The organism is Halolactibacillus halophilus, assembly GCF_900115605.1.
Taxonomy (GTDB): Bacteria; Bacillota; Bacilli; order Bacillales; family Amphibacillaceae; genus Halolactibacillus; species Halolactibacillus halophilus.
The window spans coordinates 18,967-38,925 of the sequence record NZ_FOXC01000026.1 but is presented as its reverse complement, the minus strand read 5'-3'; the positions used below and the strand labels follow the sequence as shown (position 1 = coordinate 38,925).

The following is a 19,959-nucleotide window of genomic DNA, read 5'->3' as shown; positions in this document are numbered from 1 at the left end:
CAAGCCTTCATGGCATCACTTATAAAAATCCAGAATTGAAAAGCTCGGCTAACCTCTAGCCCAAAAAGGGCGAGGCCTAGCCGAGCTTTTCTTATTGGACAAAAAATCCGAAGAATTATTAAGGCTTTTCGGATTTTTCTTGCTTAAAACCGTATAAAATGTTATGTTTATTTCAAAATATTCGGTTTTGAGGTGAAGAAATGAAACGAAGTGATCGGTTAATCGGAATGACAGAATATGTTCTTGAACATCCGATGGAATTAATCTCGTTACCTTTCTTCTCTGAGCGATATCAAGCAGCTAAATCATCGATCAGTGAAGATTTAACGATAATGAATCAAATGTTACAACATGAAGGCATCGGTCGGTTAGAGTCTATCTCAGGCGCGGCAGGTGGCGTGCGCTATATTCCAAAGGTTAGGACAGATAAGAGTCGTCAGTTCTTATCAGTGCTAGCCGAACGATTAGAAGATCCCGCTCGTATTTTACCTGGGGGTTATTTATTCATGAGTGATTTACTCGGTGAGCCGCAAACGGTCCGTGAGATCGGTCGATTATTTGCAAGCGCATTTACTGGTCTTAAGCTTGATGCGGTTGTCACAGTTGCAACAAAAGGTATTCCACTAGCGTATGCGGTGGCGAGCTTTTTAAACGTGCCTGTTGTCATTGTTAGACGTGACCCGAAAATCACGGAAGGATCAACCGTCAGCATTAATTATGTCTCAGGCTCTTCAAAGAAAATTCAAACGATGGTGCTAACAAAGCGGAGCTTAAAGCAAGGCGCGAAAGTGTGCATCATTGATGACTTTATGAAAGCTGGTGGCACGATTGATGGCATGCGGAGCTTGTTGAAAGAGTTTGAAGCGGAAGTAAAAGCGATTGGCGTTTTAGCAGAAGCTGAGGATGAGGAAGATGAACGTGTTGTTACCGATTATGTCTCACTCATTCAAATTTCGCATGTTGATGTGAAAAACCAAAAAATTGAAACGACCATCGGTAATTATTTTGATCATATTCAGTCATAATTTGTGCGCCTGCTGTGTTCAACATAAAACAGATGAGAAAATATGCAAAAAAGTTGAAATTTAGCAGGAATTTATACTTAACGTGTTGAATCTATCTATTGTATGTTAAAACTTATTAGGTGGTGAGCATAATGGAAGTTACTGATGTAAGATTGCGTTGTGTGGAAAGTGATAGTCGGATGAAAGCCATTGCTTCTATTACGCTAGATGAGGCATTTGTTGTGCATGACATTCGTGTGATTGATGGAAACAACGGCTTATTTGTAGCCATGCCGTCAAAACGAACACCGGACGGGGAATTTAGGGATATTGCCCATCCGATTAATGCGAAGATGCGTAACGTGATTGAAATCGCGATTCTAGCCAAGTATGAAGAAACATTGAAAGAAGTAGCGCAAGAAGAAGTAGAGGTCTCTTAATTATATTGTCATTACCGAAAAAAACTTCATACGACTATCGTGTTTGGATGATTAATCATGATAGTGTAGTATGAGGTTTTTATATTTTTCACTGGTAATTAAACGGAGCATTTTAGTGATGGCGCTTTCAATGGTTCAACCTTTGTTATTTCAATGAAATTCTAAGGAATTGGATTGATTTCACGCACCTTTTAAGATATATTTTAACATGGTATAATTTTAAATAGTACATACTTAAAGTTAAGATCAATAGATTAATCGGAGGTTTCACTATGAGTAAACGATTTGCTGTTATTTTAGCAGCAGGACAAGGTACACGCATGAAATCAAAGTTATATAAAGTTTTACACCCAGTAATGGGCCGACCAATGGTCCAACATGTGATGGACCAATTACAGTCGCTTGATTTAAGCGAGATTATTACTATTGTCGGTCATGGTGCTGAGAAGGTAAAAGAAGAACTCGGTGAGGCGAGTCAGTTTGTCTTACAGAATGAACAATTAGGGACCGGGCATGCTGTCATGCAAGCGGAAGATATACTTAAAGACCAAGAAGGTGTCACCCTCGTTGTTTGCGGGGATACGCCGCTATTAACAAAAGATACACTTGAACAAATGTTTCATTACCATCAAGAAAAACAGGCTAAAGTTACCGTGTTAACGACAACAATCCCTAATCCAACCGGCTACGGAAGAGTTGTCAGAAATGCGGACGGTGATGTTGCGAAAATTGTCGAGCAAAAAGATGCCTCGGCAGAAGAGCTAGCGATTCAAGAAGTCAATGCGGGAACGTATTGCTTTGACAATACCTTTTTATTTGAAGCGTTAAAAAATGTGTCCAATGATAATGCGCAAGGGGAGTATTATTTACCAGATGTGATTGAAATCGCAAAAAATCAACAAGAAACGGTTGCGGCTTATCAAACGACAGATGCCGATGAAACACTTGGTGTAAATGACCGCTTAGCCCTTAGCGAAGCGGAACGTTTAATGAAACAGCGTATCAACAGAGACCATATGAAAAATGGTGTCACGATTATAGATCCGTTAACGACCTATATCGCACCAACGGTGACAATTGCGTCAGATGTTGTGATTGAACCCGGGACAAAGATTTTAGGTGATTCGGTGATTGGGACAGATAGTGTGATAGGCCCTAATAGTGAGGTCAGTGATAGTCAGATTGGAACGCAGTCTAAAGTCCTTCATAGTGTCGTACATGATAGCCAAGTAGGGAATCGGGTCAATATCGGTCCTTATGCACACGTTCGACCTGCTTCAGATATTCGTGACGATGTGAAAGTGGGTAACTTTGTAGAAGTGAAGAAAGCTGTTATTGATGACGGAAGTAAGGTGTCTCACTTAAGTTATATTGGGGATGCGGAAATTGGTAAAAACGTCAATGTTGGCTGTGGCTCGATTACAGTGAACTATGATGGATTAAATAAATTTAAAACGATTATAGAAGACGATGTGTTTGTTGGTTGTAACACAAATTTAATTGCCCCAGTAACCGTCGGACGCGGGGCGCTAGTGGCGGCGGGTTCAACAATCACAAAAGATGTACCTGAAGTGGCGCTTTCTATCGCTAGAGCTAAACAAGTCAATAAAGAGGGTTATGCTAAAAAGTTCAATAAGCTATTAAAATAATAGCCGTTTATAAAATTAAAACAATCAAATTAAATGGAGGTTTGACAGAATGTCTGTTGATTATCAAGATCGTAAATTAAAGGTGTTTTCACTGAGTTCAAATCCGGAATTAGCGAAAGAAGTAGCGGAACATATTGGTGTGCCGCTTGGAAAAAGTTCAGTGACGTCATTTAGTGATGGTGAAATTCAAATCAATATTGAAGAGAGTATTCACGGGTGTGATGTTTACATTATTCAATCAACATCTGCCCCAGTCAACCAGCATTTAATGGAGCTTTTAATTATGATAGATGCACTAAAACGTGCCTCAGCTGCAACGATTAACGTCGTCATTCCTTACTACGGTTATGCCCGTCAAGACCGTAAAGCACGTGCGCGTGAACCGATTACAGCGAAGCTTGTGGCCGATATTATCCAAGAAGCGGGAGCTGACCGGGTGATTACGCTTGACTTACACGCACCACAAATTCAAGGGTTCTTCAATATTCCTGTCGATCAACTCGTAGGTGTACCTATCTTAGGGGATTACTGGAGTGAGAAGAACTTAGAAGATGTTGTGATTGTCTCACCTGACCACGGTGGGGTAAGTCGCGCGAGACAACTTGCTGAACGCTTAAAAGCACCAATTGCGATTATTGATAAACGTCGCCCGCGCCCAAATGTGGCTGAAGTAATGAACATTGTCGGTAAAGTCGATGGAAAAACAGCGATCTTGATTGATGATATGATTGATACAGCTGGAACAATTAGCTTAGCGGCTAATGCATTAATTAAAAATGGTGCCAAAGAAGTGTATGCTTGTTGTACTCACCCGGTGCTGTCTGGACCAGCGATTGAACGAATCAATGATTCAGCGATTAAAGAACTTGTCGTGACAAACTCGATTGTTTTACCAAAAGAAAAGCAAATTGATAAAGTTGTGACACTATCCGTGGCACCACTGATCTCAGAAGCCATTATCCGTGTTCACGAAGAGCTATCTGTCAGTGTTTTATTCGATTAATTTAAATTTTATGTTTAATGTGTAATAGATGTGGGAATACATTCTAGTAGAATCGCTTCTTTACGATGCTTAGATAAACTTTAAGCTTATCGATTCTAACAGTTGTTAGATAGAAAAAGAACGAAATTTATTGGAGGTTGACACTTATGACAGTCAAATTAAAAGCAGAACGAAGAGATGATTTAAAGAAATCGAATACGAAAGCCATTCGCGATAAAGGTTTTATTCCTGCCGTTGTATATGGTAAAGGAAAAGAAACAATGACCGTTCAAGTCGATAGCGTTGAGTTATTAAAAACCGTGCGTGACGAAGGACGAAACGCGATTATTAGTTTAGATGTAGACGGGACATCAGTTGATGTGATGCTACATGAATATCAAGTAGAACCACTTAAAGATCAGCTTGTTCACGCTGACTTTTATATCGTTGATATGAAGCAAGAAATGGACGTTATGGTTCCTGTTCACTTAGAAGGCGAATCAAAAGGTCAAAAAGAAGGCGGCGTATTGCAGCAGCCTGAATACGAACTGGAAGTACGCGCAAAACCTGCAAATATTCCAGAGGAAATCTTACTCGATATCTCTGACTTAGAGGTAGGGGATTCTATTATGGTCTCTGACTTAAAAGATGGTAAAAACTATGAAATCTTAGATGATGAGAATACAACCATCGTTGCAGTCACAGCACCAGATAAAGTAGAAGACTTAGAAGGAACAGAAGAAACTGGTGCAGATGAAGAAATAGAACCCGAACTCGTTGGCCAAAAAGGCAGCAGTAACGAAGAGGAATAATAATAGTCTTGATTGAATAAGGTTGAAGAAAGTTTTGATCAATAATAATTTCAAGTTTATAAAACACATGTTTCAGCTCTTTTTAAGCAGCTGAAACATGTGTTTTTGTTTGTGTGTTTTTTGATGTGTGTAGCCTTGAATTATCCGATGAATAAACACGTGTATACATTAAACCAGCCCATTAGCTATTTCCTCATCGATTATTAAATAATCGATAAATCCCTTATTTAATAACGCCTCGACACTGATGATTTTTTCTTCGCCAGATGCGACCACTAATACTTCTTTAACCATTTCTAAATCTTCGAGTGTCATCCCCATCATACGATCAGAAATTGGTGTAGAGACTGAATTTCCGTCACGATCAAATAATGTAGCTAATACATCTCCAATAATTGTACTAGATTTGATTTTCTCTTTCTCTTCAGTAGAAATATATCCAAGTCTTTGATAAGTTGATGTTTTTGCCGGATTACCAACACCAGTAATGGCGAGGTCGACACTTTTCCCTTTTTTATAAATTTCTTGTACTAAATTTGTTGATTCAAATGTATGTTTAACTTCAATACTTTCAGCAAAAGCAGGAGCATAAAAGTAAACAACAGAACAATTGTATTTTTCAGCTAATTGAAATGCCAAATGATTAGAGTGGAATTTAACATCACTAATACCGAATCCGCCCATTAACGGTATTATTTCCAAATCACTAAAATTAGTATAAGAAGCTGACTGAACAAATTCATACATTGTTGTTCCCCAACCAATTCCTAGGGAAGAGATCGTAGGTGCAATTTGTTCAATAAACTCAGCACATAAACTTCCAACAAGATTTTTATCTAATAGAGTCCCATGAGATTTTGGGGATATTAATACATTTTTTAAATTGTATTTTAAAGCAATCTCGCTTTGCATTTTAGTGATATTCATTTTTGAGTGTTGAATAGAAATTCTTACTATCCCTTTATCTTTAGCTTCTTTTAATAAATGAGATACGGTAGGCCGAGAAATTTTCAGTCGCTTAGCAATTTCAGTTTGAGTTAAATCAGCTTCATAAAATAATGTTGCCACTTTGATTATTAAATCATCTCTATTTAACAAGTGTAAACCCTCCTAGGTATTATATTCATAAGTTAGAGCTTATATTTTTTACAAATGTAAAGCCGCTTTAAAAAAGTAAATGAAAGCGTTGACAATATTGTGACACTTAAATTATTATACTGTATATAAAGTATTATAACAACAAATGAAATGGGGGATATAATTGTTAGTTAATTCCAAAGAATTATTATTAAAAGCTAAAAATGAAAAATTCGCAATTCCTGCAACTAATTTCATTGATTTGGATACTGCTAGAGTTTTTGTGAATGTTGCTGAACAAAGGGGTTTACCCTTAATATTACCATTTGCTCAATCGCATAGTCATTTAATTTCATTAGAAGAAGCAGCGATGATTGGTAAGTTTTTTGCAGAAAAGGCTACAGTACCAATTGTTTTACATCTAGATCATGGCGAAGATGTTGATTTTATTTTCAAGGCAATTGATTTGGGGTTTAAATCAGTCATGATAGATGCAAGTAGAGAACCTTTTAAAGACAATATTGAAATAACTAAAAAGGTGGTTGAGTACGCACATAAGCATGATGTTACTGTAGAAGCTGAATTAGGTCATGTTGGTGCTAACGACACTTCTGAATCTAGTGAGATAACAGATTCTATATATACTGAAGTCAATGACGTCATTGAATTTTTAGAAAGTACACATGTAGATTCACTGGCTATTTCGATTGGGACCGCTCATGGTATTTATAAAGGATCACCTAAATTGAATTTTGAGAGGTTATCAGAAATTAATTCAATGGTAGATATTCCTCTTGTATTGCACGGGGGATCATCTACAGGAGATGCCAATTTAAATAAATGTGCAATTGGTGGAATGGCAAAAATCAATATTTATACGGATTTTCTAACGGCAGCGGTAAAGAGTATAAAAAGTGATGAGTTAAAAGATTATGTTGAAATAAAGCAAAATGTAGCTATGGCGATGGCAGAAGTATTGAATCACTATTACGATGTCTTTGAAACAAACAGATATAAAGGAGGAGAATACTGATGCCTACAAGTATAACAACACCATTTTTTGTTTTTAATCCAAAATCATATTTGTACGGAGATGCGTTACTGAATTTAGCGAAGGTTGCCGATCAACTAGCAAGTAATTATGGTATGTCTATTTTTGTAACAGCTCCATTTGCGGATATTTCTAATATTTCTGAAAATACATCAAATATTATCGTAACAGCTCAACATATGGATGGAATCGATCCGGGTAGAGGAATGGGGCACGTGTTACCTGAATCATTGCACCGTGCGGGAGCAAGAGCAACATTTTTAAATCATGCTGAAAATCCGATGATACTTTCTGAATTAGCTAAATCTATTAAAAAAGCTAAGGAATTAAAGATTCAAACCATTGTATGTGCTGACTCTATACAAGAAGCACAAGCTATCGCAAAACTATCACCGGATATTATTTTATGTGAACCAACTGAATTGATTGGTACTGGACAAACCAGTGATGAAAGTTATATAAAAGCTACTAACAAAGCTATTAAAGAGATAAATCCTGACATATTAGTTATGCAAGCTGCTGGGATTTCAACAGCTGAAGATGTCTTTAAAACAATCAGTTTGGGTGCTGATGGAACCGGTTGTACGAGTGGTATTGTTAAAAGTTCAGATCCATCTAAAATGCTAGTTGACATGGTGGAATCTGCTATAAAGGCAAATAAAAAGGAGGTAAAATAAATGGCGCTTTATAAGAAAAGTATAAAAGTGGATACAAAAGAAGGACAAGTTACTTATATCGATGTGACTAAACAAGTGCGAGAAACGATTAAAGAAAGCGCTATTAAAGAGGGGATTTGTGTAGTACTGTCACCACATACAACATGCTCAGTATTTTTTGAAGAATTTGCACATGATACTAATGAGGAAGGAGTAGAATCATTACAACAAGATTTAAATGATGTTTTGGAAAAAATAATACCAGATCATGTGGCTGGAGATACTTATATTTATCCAGGGGAGGAACATTATAAGGCAGTTGAGTCATGGCCTAATGCAAGTGAGTATCTTCCAGGTGGTGATCGATCTGCTTTATGGAATGGTGACGCCCATCTGAAATCTACTTTATTGGGGTCTAGTGAAACGTTTGAAGTAGCAGATGGTGATTTAGGTGTTGGCAGTACTGGCTATATTTATTTTGTTGATTTTGATACAACAAGAGAAAGAACAAGAAAGTGTAGCATCATAGTTATAGGTGAGTAGTATATGTTAAATGGGGATTTTAACTATAGACAAAGGGGAGAAAAACATGAAAGCAATTGAATGGTTTGGCACACACTTTATTCAGTTATTCGAAGCTGGAGCGGAAACATTTATGGGGTTTATGACCGGTATTATACCGTTGTTAATTGTTTTACTGACATTCACCAATTCATTGATTGCACTAATTGGGCAAGATAGAGTTGATAGAATTATAAGAAAAAGTGCAAAGTACACTTTACTAAGATATACAGTAATGCCGATTCTATCTGTATTATTACTAACCAATCCGATGGCATATACATTTGGTAAATTCCTTAAAGAAGAACAAAAACCAGCATTTTATGATTCAGCAGTGAGTTTTGTCCATCCAGTAACTGGACTTTTTCCGTACGCAAATGCAGGAGAATTATTCGTCTATTTAGGTATTGCAAATGGTGTCATGGAGGCAGGATTTGATCAAGGAAGCTTAGCTGTTCGCTATTTTTTAGTTGGGGTAATAGTGATATTAATGAGAGGTATTGTTACAGAGTGGATTACAAAAATGCTTATTAAAAAAGCTTCAATCTGATTCAATTTCTACTAATAGAATAATATAGAAGGAAGGTTGCGTATAAAATGGCTGAACAATATCAAAGTGTGTTTGTTGAAAAAGGTCAAGGTGGTTGGGGAAAAGGGTTATCTATTGTTCCGACAGCAGTGAAAAACAAGGTTGTTTCTATTACAGGTGGAGGTATACACCCTGTTGCAAAAAAAATTGCAGAACTTAGTGGTGCTGAAGTTGTGGATGGATTCAAATATTCTGTCCCTGAAGATGAAATGGCATGTGTAATTATTGATTGTGGAGGAACGGCTAGAATTGGTGTATATCCTATGAAGGGGATCTTGACTGTAGATGTTTTATCTTCTTCACCATCAGGACCATTAGCGAAGCATATTACAACTGAAAATTTCGTATCAGGTGTCAAGCTAAATAATATAAGTGTAGTTGATTCAAATAGTACCGTAGCGAGTGGAGAAGATAAGACAACGGATAGTAAAATCGAAAGCAAAGAAGCGTTTAAAGAAAAATATCAAAAAGTTAAAGATGATCATCACCAACAAGATGAACAAAGTAATAATGTCTTAATTAAATTTTCTCGAGGAATAGGTAAGATTATGGGTGTGTTCTATCAAGCTGGTAGAGATTCAGTAGACATGCTACTGAAGAATATAATACCTTTTATGGCTTTTATCAGTATGTTAATCGGTATTATAAATTATTCCGGTATTGGCGATGTAATTGCTAACTTATTAGCACCTTTATCAGGATCGATTTTAGGATTTATAGCAATTGCTTTTATAGCAAGTTTGCCATTTTTATCACCAATTCTAGGTCCTGGAGCAGTAATTGCACAGGTAGTAGGTGTACTAATAGGTTCTCAAATTGCATTAGGAACTATACCAGTGACTTATGCGTTACCAGCATTATTTGCCATTAATGCACAAGCTGGTTGCGATTTTATTCCTGTTGGCTTATCGCTTGGTGAAGCAGACTCGAAAACAGTTGAAGTTGGTGTTCCGGCCATTCTATATAGCCGTGTTATTACCGGCGCATTATCAGTAGTTATTGCATGGGTGTTTAGTATTGGGATGTATTAAAAAACAGGAGGTTAATTAAAATGACATTGTATGGAAAATTAAAAAGTAGAGAAAATGAAAACAAACCAGTCAAAGTTGGTGTAATTGGAGCAGGACAAATGGGGCGGGGTATGATTGCCCAAATTTCTACAATTCCTGGTATGGTGGTAAAAGGAATAAGTGATATCAATATTGAAGCTGCAAATAAAGCGGCAGAAGTATTCAATGAGTCATCCAGTGAAGCAGTAGATATTTTAACGAGTACAAATTTCAAGGACATTATTCATAATGAAGATGTAGAAGTAGTTGTAGAAGCGACAGGTGTAACAGAGGTTGGTGCACAAGTTGCTTTAGAAACTTTATTAGCCAAAAAACACTTAGTGCTAATTAATGTTGAGATTGATATAACTATTGGTTCATTAATGAGAAAATTATATAATGCAGCTGATTTAGTTTATACTGGGTCAGATGGTGATGAACCGGCAGCTATTGTAGAACTTTATGAATTTGCGAAAACGATGGGGATGGAAGTATTAGTTGCTGGTAAAGGTAAAAATAATAAACTTAGAATTTCTGCTAATCCAGATACTGCAAAAGAAGAAGCTGAATCTAAAAATATGAATCCACACATGTTGGCGGCATTCCAAGATGGTACCAAAACAATGGCAGAAATGAATTTATTGTCTAATGCTATTGGTTATGTACCTGATGTAGTAGGCATGCATGGTGAGTCGGGTGATTTAGATACAACATTAGAAAAACTCAAACTAAAAGAAGACGGCGGTGTTCTTAACAACTATGGTGTTGTAGAATATGTTGATGGGTTAGCTCCAGGCGTATTCGTTATCGTAAAAGGTCAAAATGAAGGTGTAGCAGAAGAGCTTAATTACTTAATGAAAAAAGGCGACAGAGATCACCATATTCTATACAGACCTTATCACTTAGCAAGCTTGGAAACACCGTTAACTATCGCTAAAGCTGTTTTAGAGCATGATCACGCGATTGTACCTGTAGGCCCCCCTGTTTCTGACACAGTAGCGGTGGCAAAACGTGACATAAAAGCTGGAGAAAAGGTAGATGGTATTGGTGGCTTTTGTGTAAGGGGCGTCATTGAAAAACACGCAGAAGTGATGGAAAAAGGTCATATTCCAATTGGGTTGGTAACAGGAAATGTTATCGCAAACCGAGATATTGCAGATGGTACATTTATTACTGAGGAAGATGTTGAGCTTGATAAGAGCACGACAGTTTATAAATTACGTGAATTACAGAATCAAACAATTGGCTAATATATTGACTTCACCTCAATATAGATAAATTATAGATTATAAGACTCTTCTTAATGTAGTATAATAAAGAAGAGTCTTATACTTTACATAGGGGGGGAATAGACATGAGAGAATTAGCTATAGTTGCATCAATTATCATATTTTTTCAGTTATTACTCAGTTTATACCAAGTTCACTATTATAATAAATTTTTGAAGGTATTAGTTAAAAAGTATTCTGAAAAGCCAGGTTATATGCTTAGTACAGGTGTTGCTAAGGGAAAGATTCAATCAGTTGTTATTGCTCTAGTCTATAATGAGGATAATTATATCGTTGAAGCATATCAATTCAAAGGTGCTTCTATTTTCTCGAAGTTTAAGAGTTTAGACATTTTAGAAAATCGTTATATTTCAAAAGAATTAGTTTTGGAAGTGCAATCGTTGAAAAATCAATTGCTTATGGAAGCAGTTATGAAGGTTTTGAAAAATAAGTTAGTTAATGATAGCGCATAATTATATGTGTGCGAACTGTCGTATTATTTAATAAATGACTTTTAGGAGGATGGTTTTTATGAATACTAAATTAAAAGTAACAAATATTGGAGAGATGGTAGAAGCTTTTGCGGAAGAGAATTTAATCATTTTATTTGGTCCCCAGGCTACTAGTGAATTAATGTCAATCAGTGTTATGCATGAGTTTTTGAATGAACCAGGCGAGCATGTTATTAGAAAAGGAACAAAGATTCAAATAAATGATGAGGTTTTTACTGTTACTGATTTTGGTAGCGCTGCCAATAGTAACTTTAAAACGCTAGGTCATATATCCATCTACTTTAAAGAGTCGATTGATGAGCTACTTCCTGGTGCAATATTAGTTGAACCAGCAGGTGCACCAGATATTAAAGAGGGCGATCTTATTGAATTCATTAACGAATAAAAGTAAATGTTAGAAGAGGAGCGCGTAAATATATGACGAAAATCGATCAGCTAGCGATAAATACCATTCGAACTTTAAGTATCGATGCTATTGAAAAGGCGAATTCTGGCCACCCTGGTATGCCGATGGGGGCTGCGCCGATGGCCTATACTCTCTGGACTAAACATATGAAACAAAACCCACTCAATCCGTATTGGTTTAATCGTGATCGCTTTGTATTATCGGCAGGCCACGGTTCTATGTTACTGTACAGTCTATTACATTTATCAGGCTATGCTTTAAGTATGGATGATTTGAAATCTTTCCGGCAGTGGGGGAGTAAAACACCCGGGCACCCTGAGTTTGGGCATACTGCAGGAGTGGATGCTACGACAGGGCCGTTAGGTCAAGGTGTCGCAAGTGCAGTTGGGATGGCCATGGCTGAGGCGCATTTATCAGCCAAATACAATCGAGAGACGTTTGATGTTGTTGATCATTACACTTATGCTATATGCGGTGATGGTGACTTGATGGAAGGTGTATCATCAGAAGCTTCATCATTAGCGGGTCATTTAGGTTTAGGAAAATTAATTGTATTATATGATTCAAATGATATATCTTTAGATGGTGATTTAGATCGGTCATTTTCTGAGAATGTTCAAAAACGCTATGAAAGTTATCATTGGCAAGTGCTAAGAGTAGAAGACGGTAATGATGTTGAAGCGGTAAATGAAGCAATTACACAAGCGAAAAATAATAAAGATCAACCAACTTTGATAGAAGTGAAGACTGTCATTGGTTTTGGTTCACCAAATAAAAGTGGTAAATCTAGTTCCCATGGTGCACCTTTAGGGAGTGATGAAGCAAAACTATCTAAAGATACTTACAAGTGGACGTTTGATGAAGACTTTTACGTTCCTGAAGACGTACACGCTCATTTTAAAGAAGCGGTAAAACTAAAAGGTGAACATTATGAGGAAAACTGGGAAAAACGCTTTGGTGAATATAAAATTAAATATCCAAAATTAGCAGAAGAACTAGAGGATAATATTGATGATGTGCTGCCAGAAGGTTGGGCAAATAGCTTACCTAAATACGAAGCAGGGACATCTGTTTCAACCCGTGAAGTATCAGGTAAAGTGATTAACTATATATCCGAAACATTACCTAATCTTTTTGGCGGATCGGCTGATTTAGCTGGCTCCAATAAGACAGCTATTAATAAAGCAGGTGATTTTTCGAAAGATGATTACACAGGCCGAAATATCTGGTTTGGCGTGAGAGAGTTTGCGATGGGTGCAGCTTTAAATGGGATTGCCCTTCATGGTGGTTTAAAAACGTTTGGGGGAACGTTCTTTGTTTTCTCTGATTACTTGCGACCGGCCATGCGCTTGGCGGCATTAATGAAACTACCGGTTACGTATGTATTCACACATGATAGTATTGCTGTCGGGGAAGATGGACCGACTCATGAGCCAATAGAACATTTAGCTTCACTTAGAGCTATGCCTAATCTATCAATAATCCGTCCCGCAGATGCAAACGAAGCGAGCGCAGCATGGAAATTAGCAGTTGAATCAAAAGATAAGCCGACGGGGTTAGTTTTATCAAGACAGAATCTTCCGGTCTTAGAAGGGACAACAGAAAACGTTTTTGAAAATGTTTCTAAAGGCGGCTATGTTTTATCACCATCAAAAGAAACGACACCAGATATTTTACTGCTTGCATCTGGTTCAGAAGTGCATCTTATAGTTGAAGCGCAAAAGCAGCTACAGGAACAAGGTGTAGATGCATCTGTTATAAGTATGCCATCCTTTGATTTGTTTGAGGCCCAAACAGCTGATTATAAAGAGCGAGTGTTACCGCGTAATGTTGAGAAGCGCCTTGCTGTGGAAACAGGAGCATCCTTTGGTTGGGACCGTTTTGTTGGCTTAGATGGTAAAGTCATTGGTTTAGATCACTTTGGTGCATCAGCACCTGGAGATGTATTAATGAAGAAATTTGGATTTACAGTAGATAATATTATTACTCAAGTAAAAGACATGTTAAATCATTGAGCTTTATAACAGGCACCTGTTACCATATTTAAATGCTTCCTAAAGATTGAACTACCCCCACCTAACATTCTCAGGAATGTTTGAGGAAGGGGATTCCGTTAACAAAAGAGCCTTTTATTTTTTGAAGTGTCGTCAAGCGCGCCTCCTTCTTGAACAGCGCTGTTCGCATAATAATCATTTAATCCGTAACGTTGCTTTAAACGTTGATGGATGGAGACGGAACTTTTCGCTTTCGAGCCCCTAAGCTCGCGGACCTCCGCTTGATAGCGAAAATGTTTGGCTTGATTAAACACCCGAAGGGTGTGAGCCATGGACATCACAAAATCAGGGTCGATTTTATGCTTATATAAGCGATTTGAAAAAATGGCCTTCATGCCCATGATACACACCCTCTCTTTTTTTGTGACGGTCATTGTTAGTGCTTTAATTATACCATTCGGAATATATGTTTGCCACTTCAAAAATATTCAAAACAAACGATTCATCACCCACCTAGTGCTGACGCACTTGAGGAAGGTGTCTTCTCGCCTTAATGCGATAAATATGAATGATGCCCTCATCTTTAGGAACTCATAGTAAGCCTTTTAATTATATCAATGTAAGATAATTAAAATCAATGAAGACGTCACATATAATTAGTGATCGTCTTTGTTGTTTTTAATGCTCATATATCCGCCTGTTACCCCGAATATTGCGCTAATTTTTTATTGTTTTAGAGCAAGCATACCCCTTGCTTGAACATTCAATATAAGGTTAGGTGGGCAAAATTCACATCTTTCTACATAACAATAATGGTAGCCATTCGATTTATAACCACGTTTTTTTCTAACGTACTTTTTCGAATAACTAGATATCCCCTTACACACATGTCTGTACCTACAATAATGGTTTCAAACGCTAATCTAGCGGCATTTTATAGTCGGAAAAGCTATATCGCATGCTCTGTGCCCTACCTGAGTATTTTTAGGTATATGAAGCTGTTCAATCTCATCCGTCACGGTTTTTTAATGCATGTGTATTTAGAATTTCATAAATGAGAAATCAATCAACGTATGCCGTTGTCGTACAATTATGCTTAGGTACAACACGATCATAAATCACCGAATCTAGACTTAATATCATTTTTTGTATGTTTTAGTAGCATTAAGTCACCCGCAAATTAATTATTATTTTAGATACAAATGCATATAAAGTTTGACTAACTATAGTTAGTCAAACTTTATGATGCCCTTATGGAATGACCTTCCTCAAACATTTGGCAGAATGTTTGGTGGGAGTAGTTCAATAAAAAAACTTTAAAAACGGTAGAGAAAGAGTGATTTTTCTTTCATTTTCATTTAAAAACAAGTAGAATAGTAGTCAGATATAACCAACTGGAGGATGTTAGACAAATGAAATTGATTGTTGGACTAGGAAACCCTGGTCGCAAGTATAAAGATACACGGCACAATGTTGGCTTTATGGTCATCGATGAACTAGCTAAGCGTAAAGGATGGGGACTGAATAAAAAGAAGTTTCAAGGTCATTTTGCGTATGAAGTCATCGGGACAGATAAAGTCATTTTATTAGAACCACAAACGTATATGAACCTATCTGGTGATAGTGTTAAACCACTGGCTGACTATTATAGTATTGCACCAGAAGATATCGTCGTCGTATATGATGATTTGGATTTACCAACGGGTAAAGTGCGCTTAAGACAAAATGGTGGTCATGGCGGACATAACGGGATTCGTTCGATGATTGATCAGTTAGGAACAAAAAACTTCAACCGCATCCGAATCGGTATTGACCGGCCCAAAGAAGGATTAACCGTTACCGATCACGTGTTAGGTCGTTTTACTAAAACAGAGCGCGCACTTATTGATGAGAGTGTTGAACATGCAGCCACCGCATGTGATGCGTTTATGATAGAAGAGTTTCAGTCTGTGATGAATAAGTTTAATTAAGTGATGTGCACGATATACTTGTTATGAGAAAGAACCCTCTTAGTCGCTGACTAATGAGGGCTAGTTGTATTGGTGATGCCTGTTTGGTGTCGTTATGATTATGACAATGTAAGAAGAATTGAGATAGCTTTGGTCAAATAGCCAAAGCCTTTTACTATGTAGAAAAAAGAAAGGTGGGGATTTCCCTTGCGAGAAATGAACCGGTATTTATTAACGTATGAGGATGTTTCGTCAATGGTTGACGGTGTCAAAAAAGGAGTAGGTGAACAACAAGTTTCCGGTCTTCCAGGCTCAGCAAGAAGCTTATGGATGGCGAGTATTCAACAAGCCGTGGAAAAGCAGACCATCGTTGTCACCCATCATTTAGCACAAGCACAAGCGCTTGTCGATGATTTATCCGATTTGATTGGGACCAATCAAGTTTTTTTATATCCAGTAAATGAATTAATTGGAACAGAAATGAGTGTCGCGTCGCCGGAACTAAAAGCACAGCGGATCAAAGCACTTGTTAATTGGACGAAGCAGGAGAGTGGTGTACTTGTCGCACCTGTTGCTGCCTTAAAACGGGTGCTGCCTCCAAAAGCTTACTGGGAACAGTTCACTTTAGGATTTAAAGTAGGAGCAGATGTCCCGCTAGAACAAACGATCCAACAGCTTGTGGTAATGGGTTATGAGCGAACGGATATGGTAGAAACACCAGGTGAATTTAGTATGCGGGGTGGTATTTTAGATTTGTATCCGCTAACAGAAGATAATCCGGTGAGAATTGAGTTTTTTGATGAAGAGGTCGATTCAATTCGTTACTTCCAAGCAGACTCCCAGCGCTCGCTTCATAAAGTCACTGACATGTTTATTTATCCAAACACGGAGCGTTTACTCACAGGTAGTGACCGCGCGCGTCTTGTTGATACACTGCAAACAAAAACAGCCGATCAACTTGGGCGTATCAATGACCCAGAAGGGCGTTCGCAGTTTGAATCAATGATAGAACGAGAAATTGACGCACTCTCTGATCAACAAAGCTTTGATGATTTATATAAATATAATCAATGGTTTTATCAAGAGCCTGGTAGCTTGCTTAACTATTTAGCAGCTGATGGTCTAATTTTTATGGATGAACTGGGCCGGATTAATGAAACACTTGAACAACTTGACCATGAAGAACAAGAATGGGTTGAGTCATTACTTACGCATCATAAGTTTTTCTCACATGTCAATCTCTCCTATAGCCGAGAAGACATTGATGCCCAAGCGACCCAACAAAAAATCTATTTATCGATTTTCATGCGTCAATTCCCGCACACGAAGCCTAGTAACATTATAAATGTACAAGCGCGAGATATGCAGGAGTTTCATGGTCAGATGCCGTTACTTAAAAAAGAAGTCACCCGATATAAAAAGAGCGATTACTCGGTTGTTTTTATGGTCAGAACACCTGAACGAGCAGAAAAAGTTCAAGGTATTTTAAAAGATTATCAAATTGAAGCGGGTCTCGCGGATGAGACTACCTCATTGCCGGTAAAACAACCGGTGGTGATGATTGGTCAACTTGATCATGGGTTTGAGTTACCGCTACATAAACTAGCGGTTATCACGGACCGAGAATTATTTAAATCTCGGGTAACAACTCGAAAGAAACGTCCGAAGAAAATGAACAATGCAGAGCGAATTAAGAGTTATCAAGAATTAAAAGTGGGCGACTATGTCGTCCATGTGAATCATGGTATCGGTCGATTCATTGGTGTAGAAACGCTAGAAATTCAAGGTATGCATAAAGATTTCATGCTGATTCAATATACCGGAGACGATAAATTGTTTGTACCGATTGATCAAATCGATATGGTACAAAAATATGTCGGCTCTGAAGGCAAAGAGCCAAAACTTTATAAACTTGGCGGGTCTGAGTGGAAGAAAGTTAAGCGAAAAGTCCAAACGAAAGTAGAAGATATTGCGGATGACTTAATTAAACTGTATGCAGAAAGAGAAGCCTCGGTCGGGTATCAGTTTAGCGATGATTACTTAATACAGCGTGAGTTTGAAGATGCTTTTCCGTATCAAGAAACGGACGATCAATTACGTAGTATTGATGAGATTAAACAGGATATGCAACAAGCTCGGCCGATGGACCGGTTGTTATGCGGAGATGTTGGTTACGGAAAAACAGAAGTAGCCCTTCGGGCTGCATTTAAAGCGATTGCCGAAGGGAAACAAGCGGCGATCTTAGTCCCAACGACCATCTTAGCCCAACAACACTTTGAAACCGCACTCGAGCGTTTTCAAGACTTTGCGGTTGATATAAGAATCCTTAGCCGGTTTAGAACGCGAAAACAACAAACAGAAGCGTTAAAAGGACTGAAAGACGGTTCGGTTGATTTAATTATTGGTACCCACCGCTTGTTATCAAAAGACGTCCAATATAAGGACTTAGGTCTGTTGATTGTCGATGAAGAACAGCGCTTTGGCGTGAAACATAAAGAAAAAATTAAAACATTGAAAGCCAATGTGGATGTCTTAACGTTAACAGCGACACCTATTCCACGGACGCTGCATATGTCGATGCTTGGTGTGCGTGATTTATCGGTGATTGAAACACCACCAGCGGATCGGTTCCCGATTCAAACGTATGTGGTGGAGTATAACCCGTTGTTATTGCGCGAAGCGATTGAACGTGAAACAGGTCGGGGTGGACAAGTATTCTTCCTCTATAACCGGGTGGAGACGATTGAACAAAAAGCCCGTGAAATTGAGAGTCTTGTTGAAGGTGTGCGCGTCGGCGTGGCTCACGGTCAAATGAACGAAACGGAACTTGAGAATGTGATGCATGCTTTCTTAAATCGTGAATACGATGTATTGGTGAGTACGACGATTATTGAAACAGGTGTGGATATTCCAAATGTGAATACGTTAATTGTAGATAGGGCTGATCGTATGGGCTTAAGCCAGCTTTATCAATTGCGTGGACGCGTTGGACGGAGTAACCGGATTGCGTATGCTTACTTTACGTATTTACCTGATCAAGTATTAACAGAAGTGGCAACCAAGCGTCTTCAAGCCATTAAAGAGTTTACTGAACTTGGTTCAGGTTTTAAGATTGCGATGCGTGACTTATCGATTCGTGGGGCGGGGAATATCCTCGGGGCCCAGCAACATGGGTTTATTGATTCAGTCGGGTTCGATCTTTATTCAGAGATGCTAAAAGAAGCGGTTGAACGTCGTAAACACGGCTTGACAGGAGAGACAGTTGAAACCGTAGACCCAGAATTACAACTGAAAATAGATGCCTACATTCCCGATATATATATTTCTGATGGTAAACAAAAAATTAATATGTATAAACGCTTCCGTGCAGTTGAAGCAGCGGAGGATTTAGTCGACTTAAAAGATGAACTTGTTGATCGTTACGGTGACTATCCTGCTGAAGTTGAAGCGCTCATTCAAGTAACGGAATTACGCATGCATGCTAGACGTGAAAAAGTAGAACTTATTAAGGAACAAAAGAATACGATTACGATTACGCTGACACAAACTCAAACGAAGCAGCTATTATTTGATAAGCTCACCCACTACGTCAATGATTTTGGACGGATGTTGAAATTTAAATTTGAAAATGATCAGGTCATTTTCACCTTTATGTTTGATAAACGTTCACAAAATGATCGCTATGAATATGTTAAAGGTTTATTACAAGCACTGCATGATTTCAAAGAATAAGCACAGATAATTTTTTCACCCTACATGAGTCTAAGAGAAGATAAGGGAAAGGGAAAAGAACAAGTGTGATGAGCCAGATTGATACCTTAAACACGTGAACATGTTCACGTGTTTTTGCTATTTATAGCTTCGTTTTATGTATTAAGTAATTGCTTCTGTCTTTATACAGTGTCGGTGAACCAATCCATAAAATGCGTTAAATGAATGTGAATGAAGGATTGGTTAATG

At 37.9% G+C, this 19,959-nt stretch carries 18 protein-coding genes; 16 read left to right on the top strand and 2 right to left on the bottom strand.

What is annotated here, in order from left to right:
• Positions 1–200 precede the first annotated feature (200 nt).
• The 5 genes from purR to BM098_RS09510 all read left to right on the top strand — a co-directional run bounded on the left by purR (position 201) and on the right by BM098_RS09510 (position 4,887).
• Entirely contained in the window at positions 201–1,025 is an 825-nt protein-coding gene (gene purR, locus BM098_RS09530; RefSeq protein WP_089832751.1) for a pur operon repressor, read from the top strand.
• A gap of 131 nt (positions 1,026–1,156) precedes the next feature.
• The gene (gene spoVG, locus BM098_RS09525; protein WP_089832749.1) at positions 1,157–1,444 is read left to right on the top strand and encodes a septation regulator SpoVG; all 288 of its coding nucleotides are present in this window, start codon (positions 1,157–1,159) and stop codon (positions 1,442–1,444) included.
• 272 nt (positions 1,445–1,716) lie between these two features.
• The gene (gene glmU / locus BM098_RS09520) at positions 1,717–3,093 is read left to right on the top strand and encodes a bifunctional UDP-N-acetylglucosamine diphosphorylase/glucosamine-1-phosphate N-acetyltransferase GlmU (protein ID WP_089832747.1); all 1,377 of its coding nucleotides are present in this window, start codon (positions 1,717–1,719) and stop codon (positions 3,091–3,093) included.
• Positions 3,094–3,142: 49 nt separating this feature from the next.
• Positions 3,143–4,096, top strand: coding sequence for a ribose-phosphate diphosphokinase (locus BM098_RS09515; RefSeq protein WP_089832745.1), 954 nt, complete (start codon positions 3,143–3,145; stop codon positions 4,094–4,096).
• Positions 4,097–4,242: 146 nt separating this feature from the next.
• Positions 4,243–4,887 (top strand): 50S ribosomal protein L25/general stress protein Ctc, encoded by a 645-nt coding sequence (locus tag BM098_RS09510; RefSeq protein ID WP_089832743.1) that lies wholly within the window; start codon positions 4,243–4,245, stop codon positions 4,885–4,887.
• Between the two features lie 168 nt (positions 4,888–5,055).
• Here the strand turns inward: BM098_RS09510 and BM098_RS09505 are convergent, their stop codons facing one another.
• Entirely contained in the window at positions 5,056–5,985 is a 930-nt protein-coding gene (locus BM098_RS09505) for a sugar-binding transcriptional regulator (protein ID WP_089832741.1), read from the bottom strand.
• A gap of 163 nt (positions 5,986–6,148) precedes the next feature.
• On the opposite strand from BM098_RS09505, the gene BM098_RS09500 reads away from it, so the two are divergent.
• The 9 genes from BM098_RS09500 (at position 6,149) to tkt (ending at position 14,071) form a co-directional block, all read left to right on the top strand.
• Positions 6,149–6,997 (top strand): class II fructose-bisphosphate aldolase, encoded by an 849-nt coding sequence (locus tag BM098_RS09500; RefSeq protein WP_089832739.1) that lies wholly within the window; start codon positions 6,149–6,151, stop codon positions 6,995–6,997.
• Entirely contained in the window at positions 6,997–7,692 is a 696-nt protein-coding gene (locus BM098_RS09495; protein WP_089832737.1) for a triose-phosphate isomerase, read from the top strand. Before BM098_RS09500 ends, BM098_RS09495 begins: the two co-directional genes overlap by 1 nt.
• Complete coding sequence (locus BM098_RS09490; protein WP_089832735.1) at positions 7,693–8,214, top strand: YjbQ family protein; 522 nt, start codon at positions 7,693–7,695, stop codon at positions 8,212–8,214.
• A gap of 46 nt (positions 8,215–8,260) precedes the next feature.
• Positions 8,261–8,782 carry a PTS glucitol/sorbitol transporter subunit IIC gene (gene srlA / locus BM098_RS09485; RefSeq protein ID WP_089832732.1) on the top strand — a complete coding sequence of 174 codons (522 nt, stop codon included), beginning with the start codon at positions 8,261–8,263 and terminating at the stop codon, positions 8,780–8,782.
• Positions 8,783–8,829: 47 nt separating this feature from the next.
• Positions 8,830–9,852 carry a PTS glucitol/sorbitol transporter subunit IIB gene (gene srlE, locus BM098_RS09480; protein ID WP_089832730.1) on the top strand — a complete coding sequence of 341 codons (1,023 nt, stop codon included), beginning with the start codon at positions 8,830–8,832 and terminating at the stop codon, positions 9,850–9,852.
• 20 nt (positions 9,853–9,872) lie between these two features.
• Complete coding sequence (locus tag BM098_RS09475) at positions 9,873–11,120, top strand: NAD(P)H-dependent oxidoreductase (RefSeq protein ID WP_089832728.1); 1,248 nt, start codon at positions 9,873–9,875, stop codon at positions 11,118–11,120.
• A gap of 104 nt (positions 11,121–11,224) precedes the next feature.
• Positions 11,225–11,611 carry a transcriptional regulator GutM gene (locus BM098_RS09470; protein WP_089832726.1) on the top strand — a complete coding sequence of 129 codons (387 nt, stop codon included), beginning with the start codon at positions 11,225–11,227 and terminating at the stop codon, positions 11,609–11,611.
• 58 nt (positions 11,612–11,669) lie between these two features.
• Positions 11,670–12,035, top strand: coding sequence for a PTS glucitol/sorbitol transporter subunit IIA (locus tag BM098_RS09465; protein WP_089832724.1), 366 nt, complete (start codon positions 11,670–11,672; stop codon positions 12,033–12,035).
• Between the two features lie 32 nt (positions 12,036–12,067).
• The gene (tkt, locus tag BM098_RS09460) at positions 12,068–14,071 is read left to right on the top strand and encodes a transketolase (RefSeq protein WP_089832723.1); all 2,004 of its coding nucleotides are present in this window, start codon (positions 12,068–12,070) and stop codon (positions 14,069–14,071) included.
• A 98-nt stretch (positions 14,072–14,169) separates the two neighbouring features.
• On the opposite strand, the gene BM098_RS09455 is transcribed toward tkt, so the two are convergent.
• Positions 14,170–14,451, bottom strand: coding sequence for a hypothetical protein (locus tag BM098_RS09455; RefSeq protein WP_089832721.1), 282 nt, complete (start codon positions 14,449–14,451; stop codon positions 14,170–14,172).
• A gap of 1,011 nt (positions 14,452–15,462) precedes the next feature.
• Here BM098_RS09455 and pth point away from each other — a divergent pair.
• Positions 15,463–16,020, top strand: coding sequence for an aminoacyl-tRNA hydrolase (gene pth, locus BM098_RS09450; protein WP_089832718.1), 558 nt, complete (start codon positions 15,463–15,465; stop codon positions 16,018–16,020).
• Positions 16,021–16,206: 186 nt separating this feature from the next.
• A complete protein-coding gene (gene mfd / locus BM098_RS09445) occupies positions 16,207–19,731 on the top strand; it encodes a transcription-repair coupling factor (protein ID WP_089832716.1) in 3,525 nt (1,174 codons plus the stop codon).
• Positions 19,732–19,959 lie beyond the last annotated feature (228 nt).

Coding starts and splice junctions, on each gene's coding strand:
- purR (WP_089832751.1), top strand. CDS start 201: ATGAAACGAAGTGATCGGTTAATCGGAATGACAGAATATGTTCTTGAA.
- spoVG (WP_089832749.1), top strand. CDS start 1,157: ATGGAAGTTACTGATGTAAGATTGCGTTGTGTGGAAAGTGATAGTCGG.
- glmU (WP_089832747.1), top strand. CDS start 1,717: ATGAGTAAACGATTTGCTGTTATTTTAGCAGCAGGACAAGGTACACGC.
- BM098_RS09515 (WP_089832745.1), top strand. CDS start 3,143: ATGTCTGTTGATTATCAAGATCGTAAATTAAAGGTGTTTTCACTGAGT.
- BM098_RS09510 (WP_089832743.1), top strand. CDS start 4,243: ATGACAGTCAAATTAAAAGCAGAACGAAGAGATGATTTAAAGAAATCG.
- BM098_RS09495 (WP_089832737.1), top strand. CDS start 6,997: ATGCCTACAAGTATAACAACACCATTTTTTGTTTTTAATCCAAAATCA.
- BM098_RS09490 (WP_089832735.1), top strand. CDS start 7,693: ATGGCGCTTTATAAGAAAAGTATAAAAGTGGATACAAAAGAAGGACAA.
- srlA (WP_089832732.1), top strand. CDS start 8,261: ATGAAAGCAATTGAATGGTTTGGCACACACTTTATTCAGTTATTCGAA.
- srlE (WP_089832730.1), top strand. CDS start 8,830: ATGGCTGAACAATATCAAAGTGTGTTTGTTGAAAAAGGTCAAGGTGGT.
- BM098_RS09475 (WP_089832728.1), top strand. CDS start 9,873: ATGACATTGTATGGAAAATTAAAAAGTAGAGAAAATGAAAACAAACCA.
- BM098_RS09470 (WP_089832726.1), top strand. CDS start 11,225: ATGAGAGAATTAGCTATAGTTGCATCAATTATCATATTTTTTCAGTTA.
- BM098_RS09465 (WP_089832724.1), top strand. CDS start 11,670: ATGAATACTAAATTAAAAGTAACAAATATTGGAGAGATGGTAGAAGCT.
- tkt (WP_089832723.1), top strand. CDS start 12,068: ATGACGAAAATCGATCAGCTAGCGATAAATACCATTCGAACTTTAAGT.
- BM098_RS09455 (WP_089832721.1), bottom strand. CDS start 14,451: ATGGGCATGAAGGCCATTTTTTCAAATCGCTTATATAAGCATAAAATC.
- pth (WP_089832718.1), top strand. CDS start 15,463: ATGAAATTGATTGTTGGACTAGGAAACCCTGGTCGCAAGTATAAAGAT.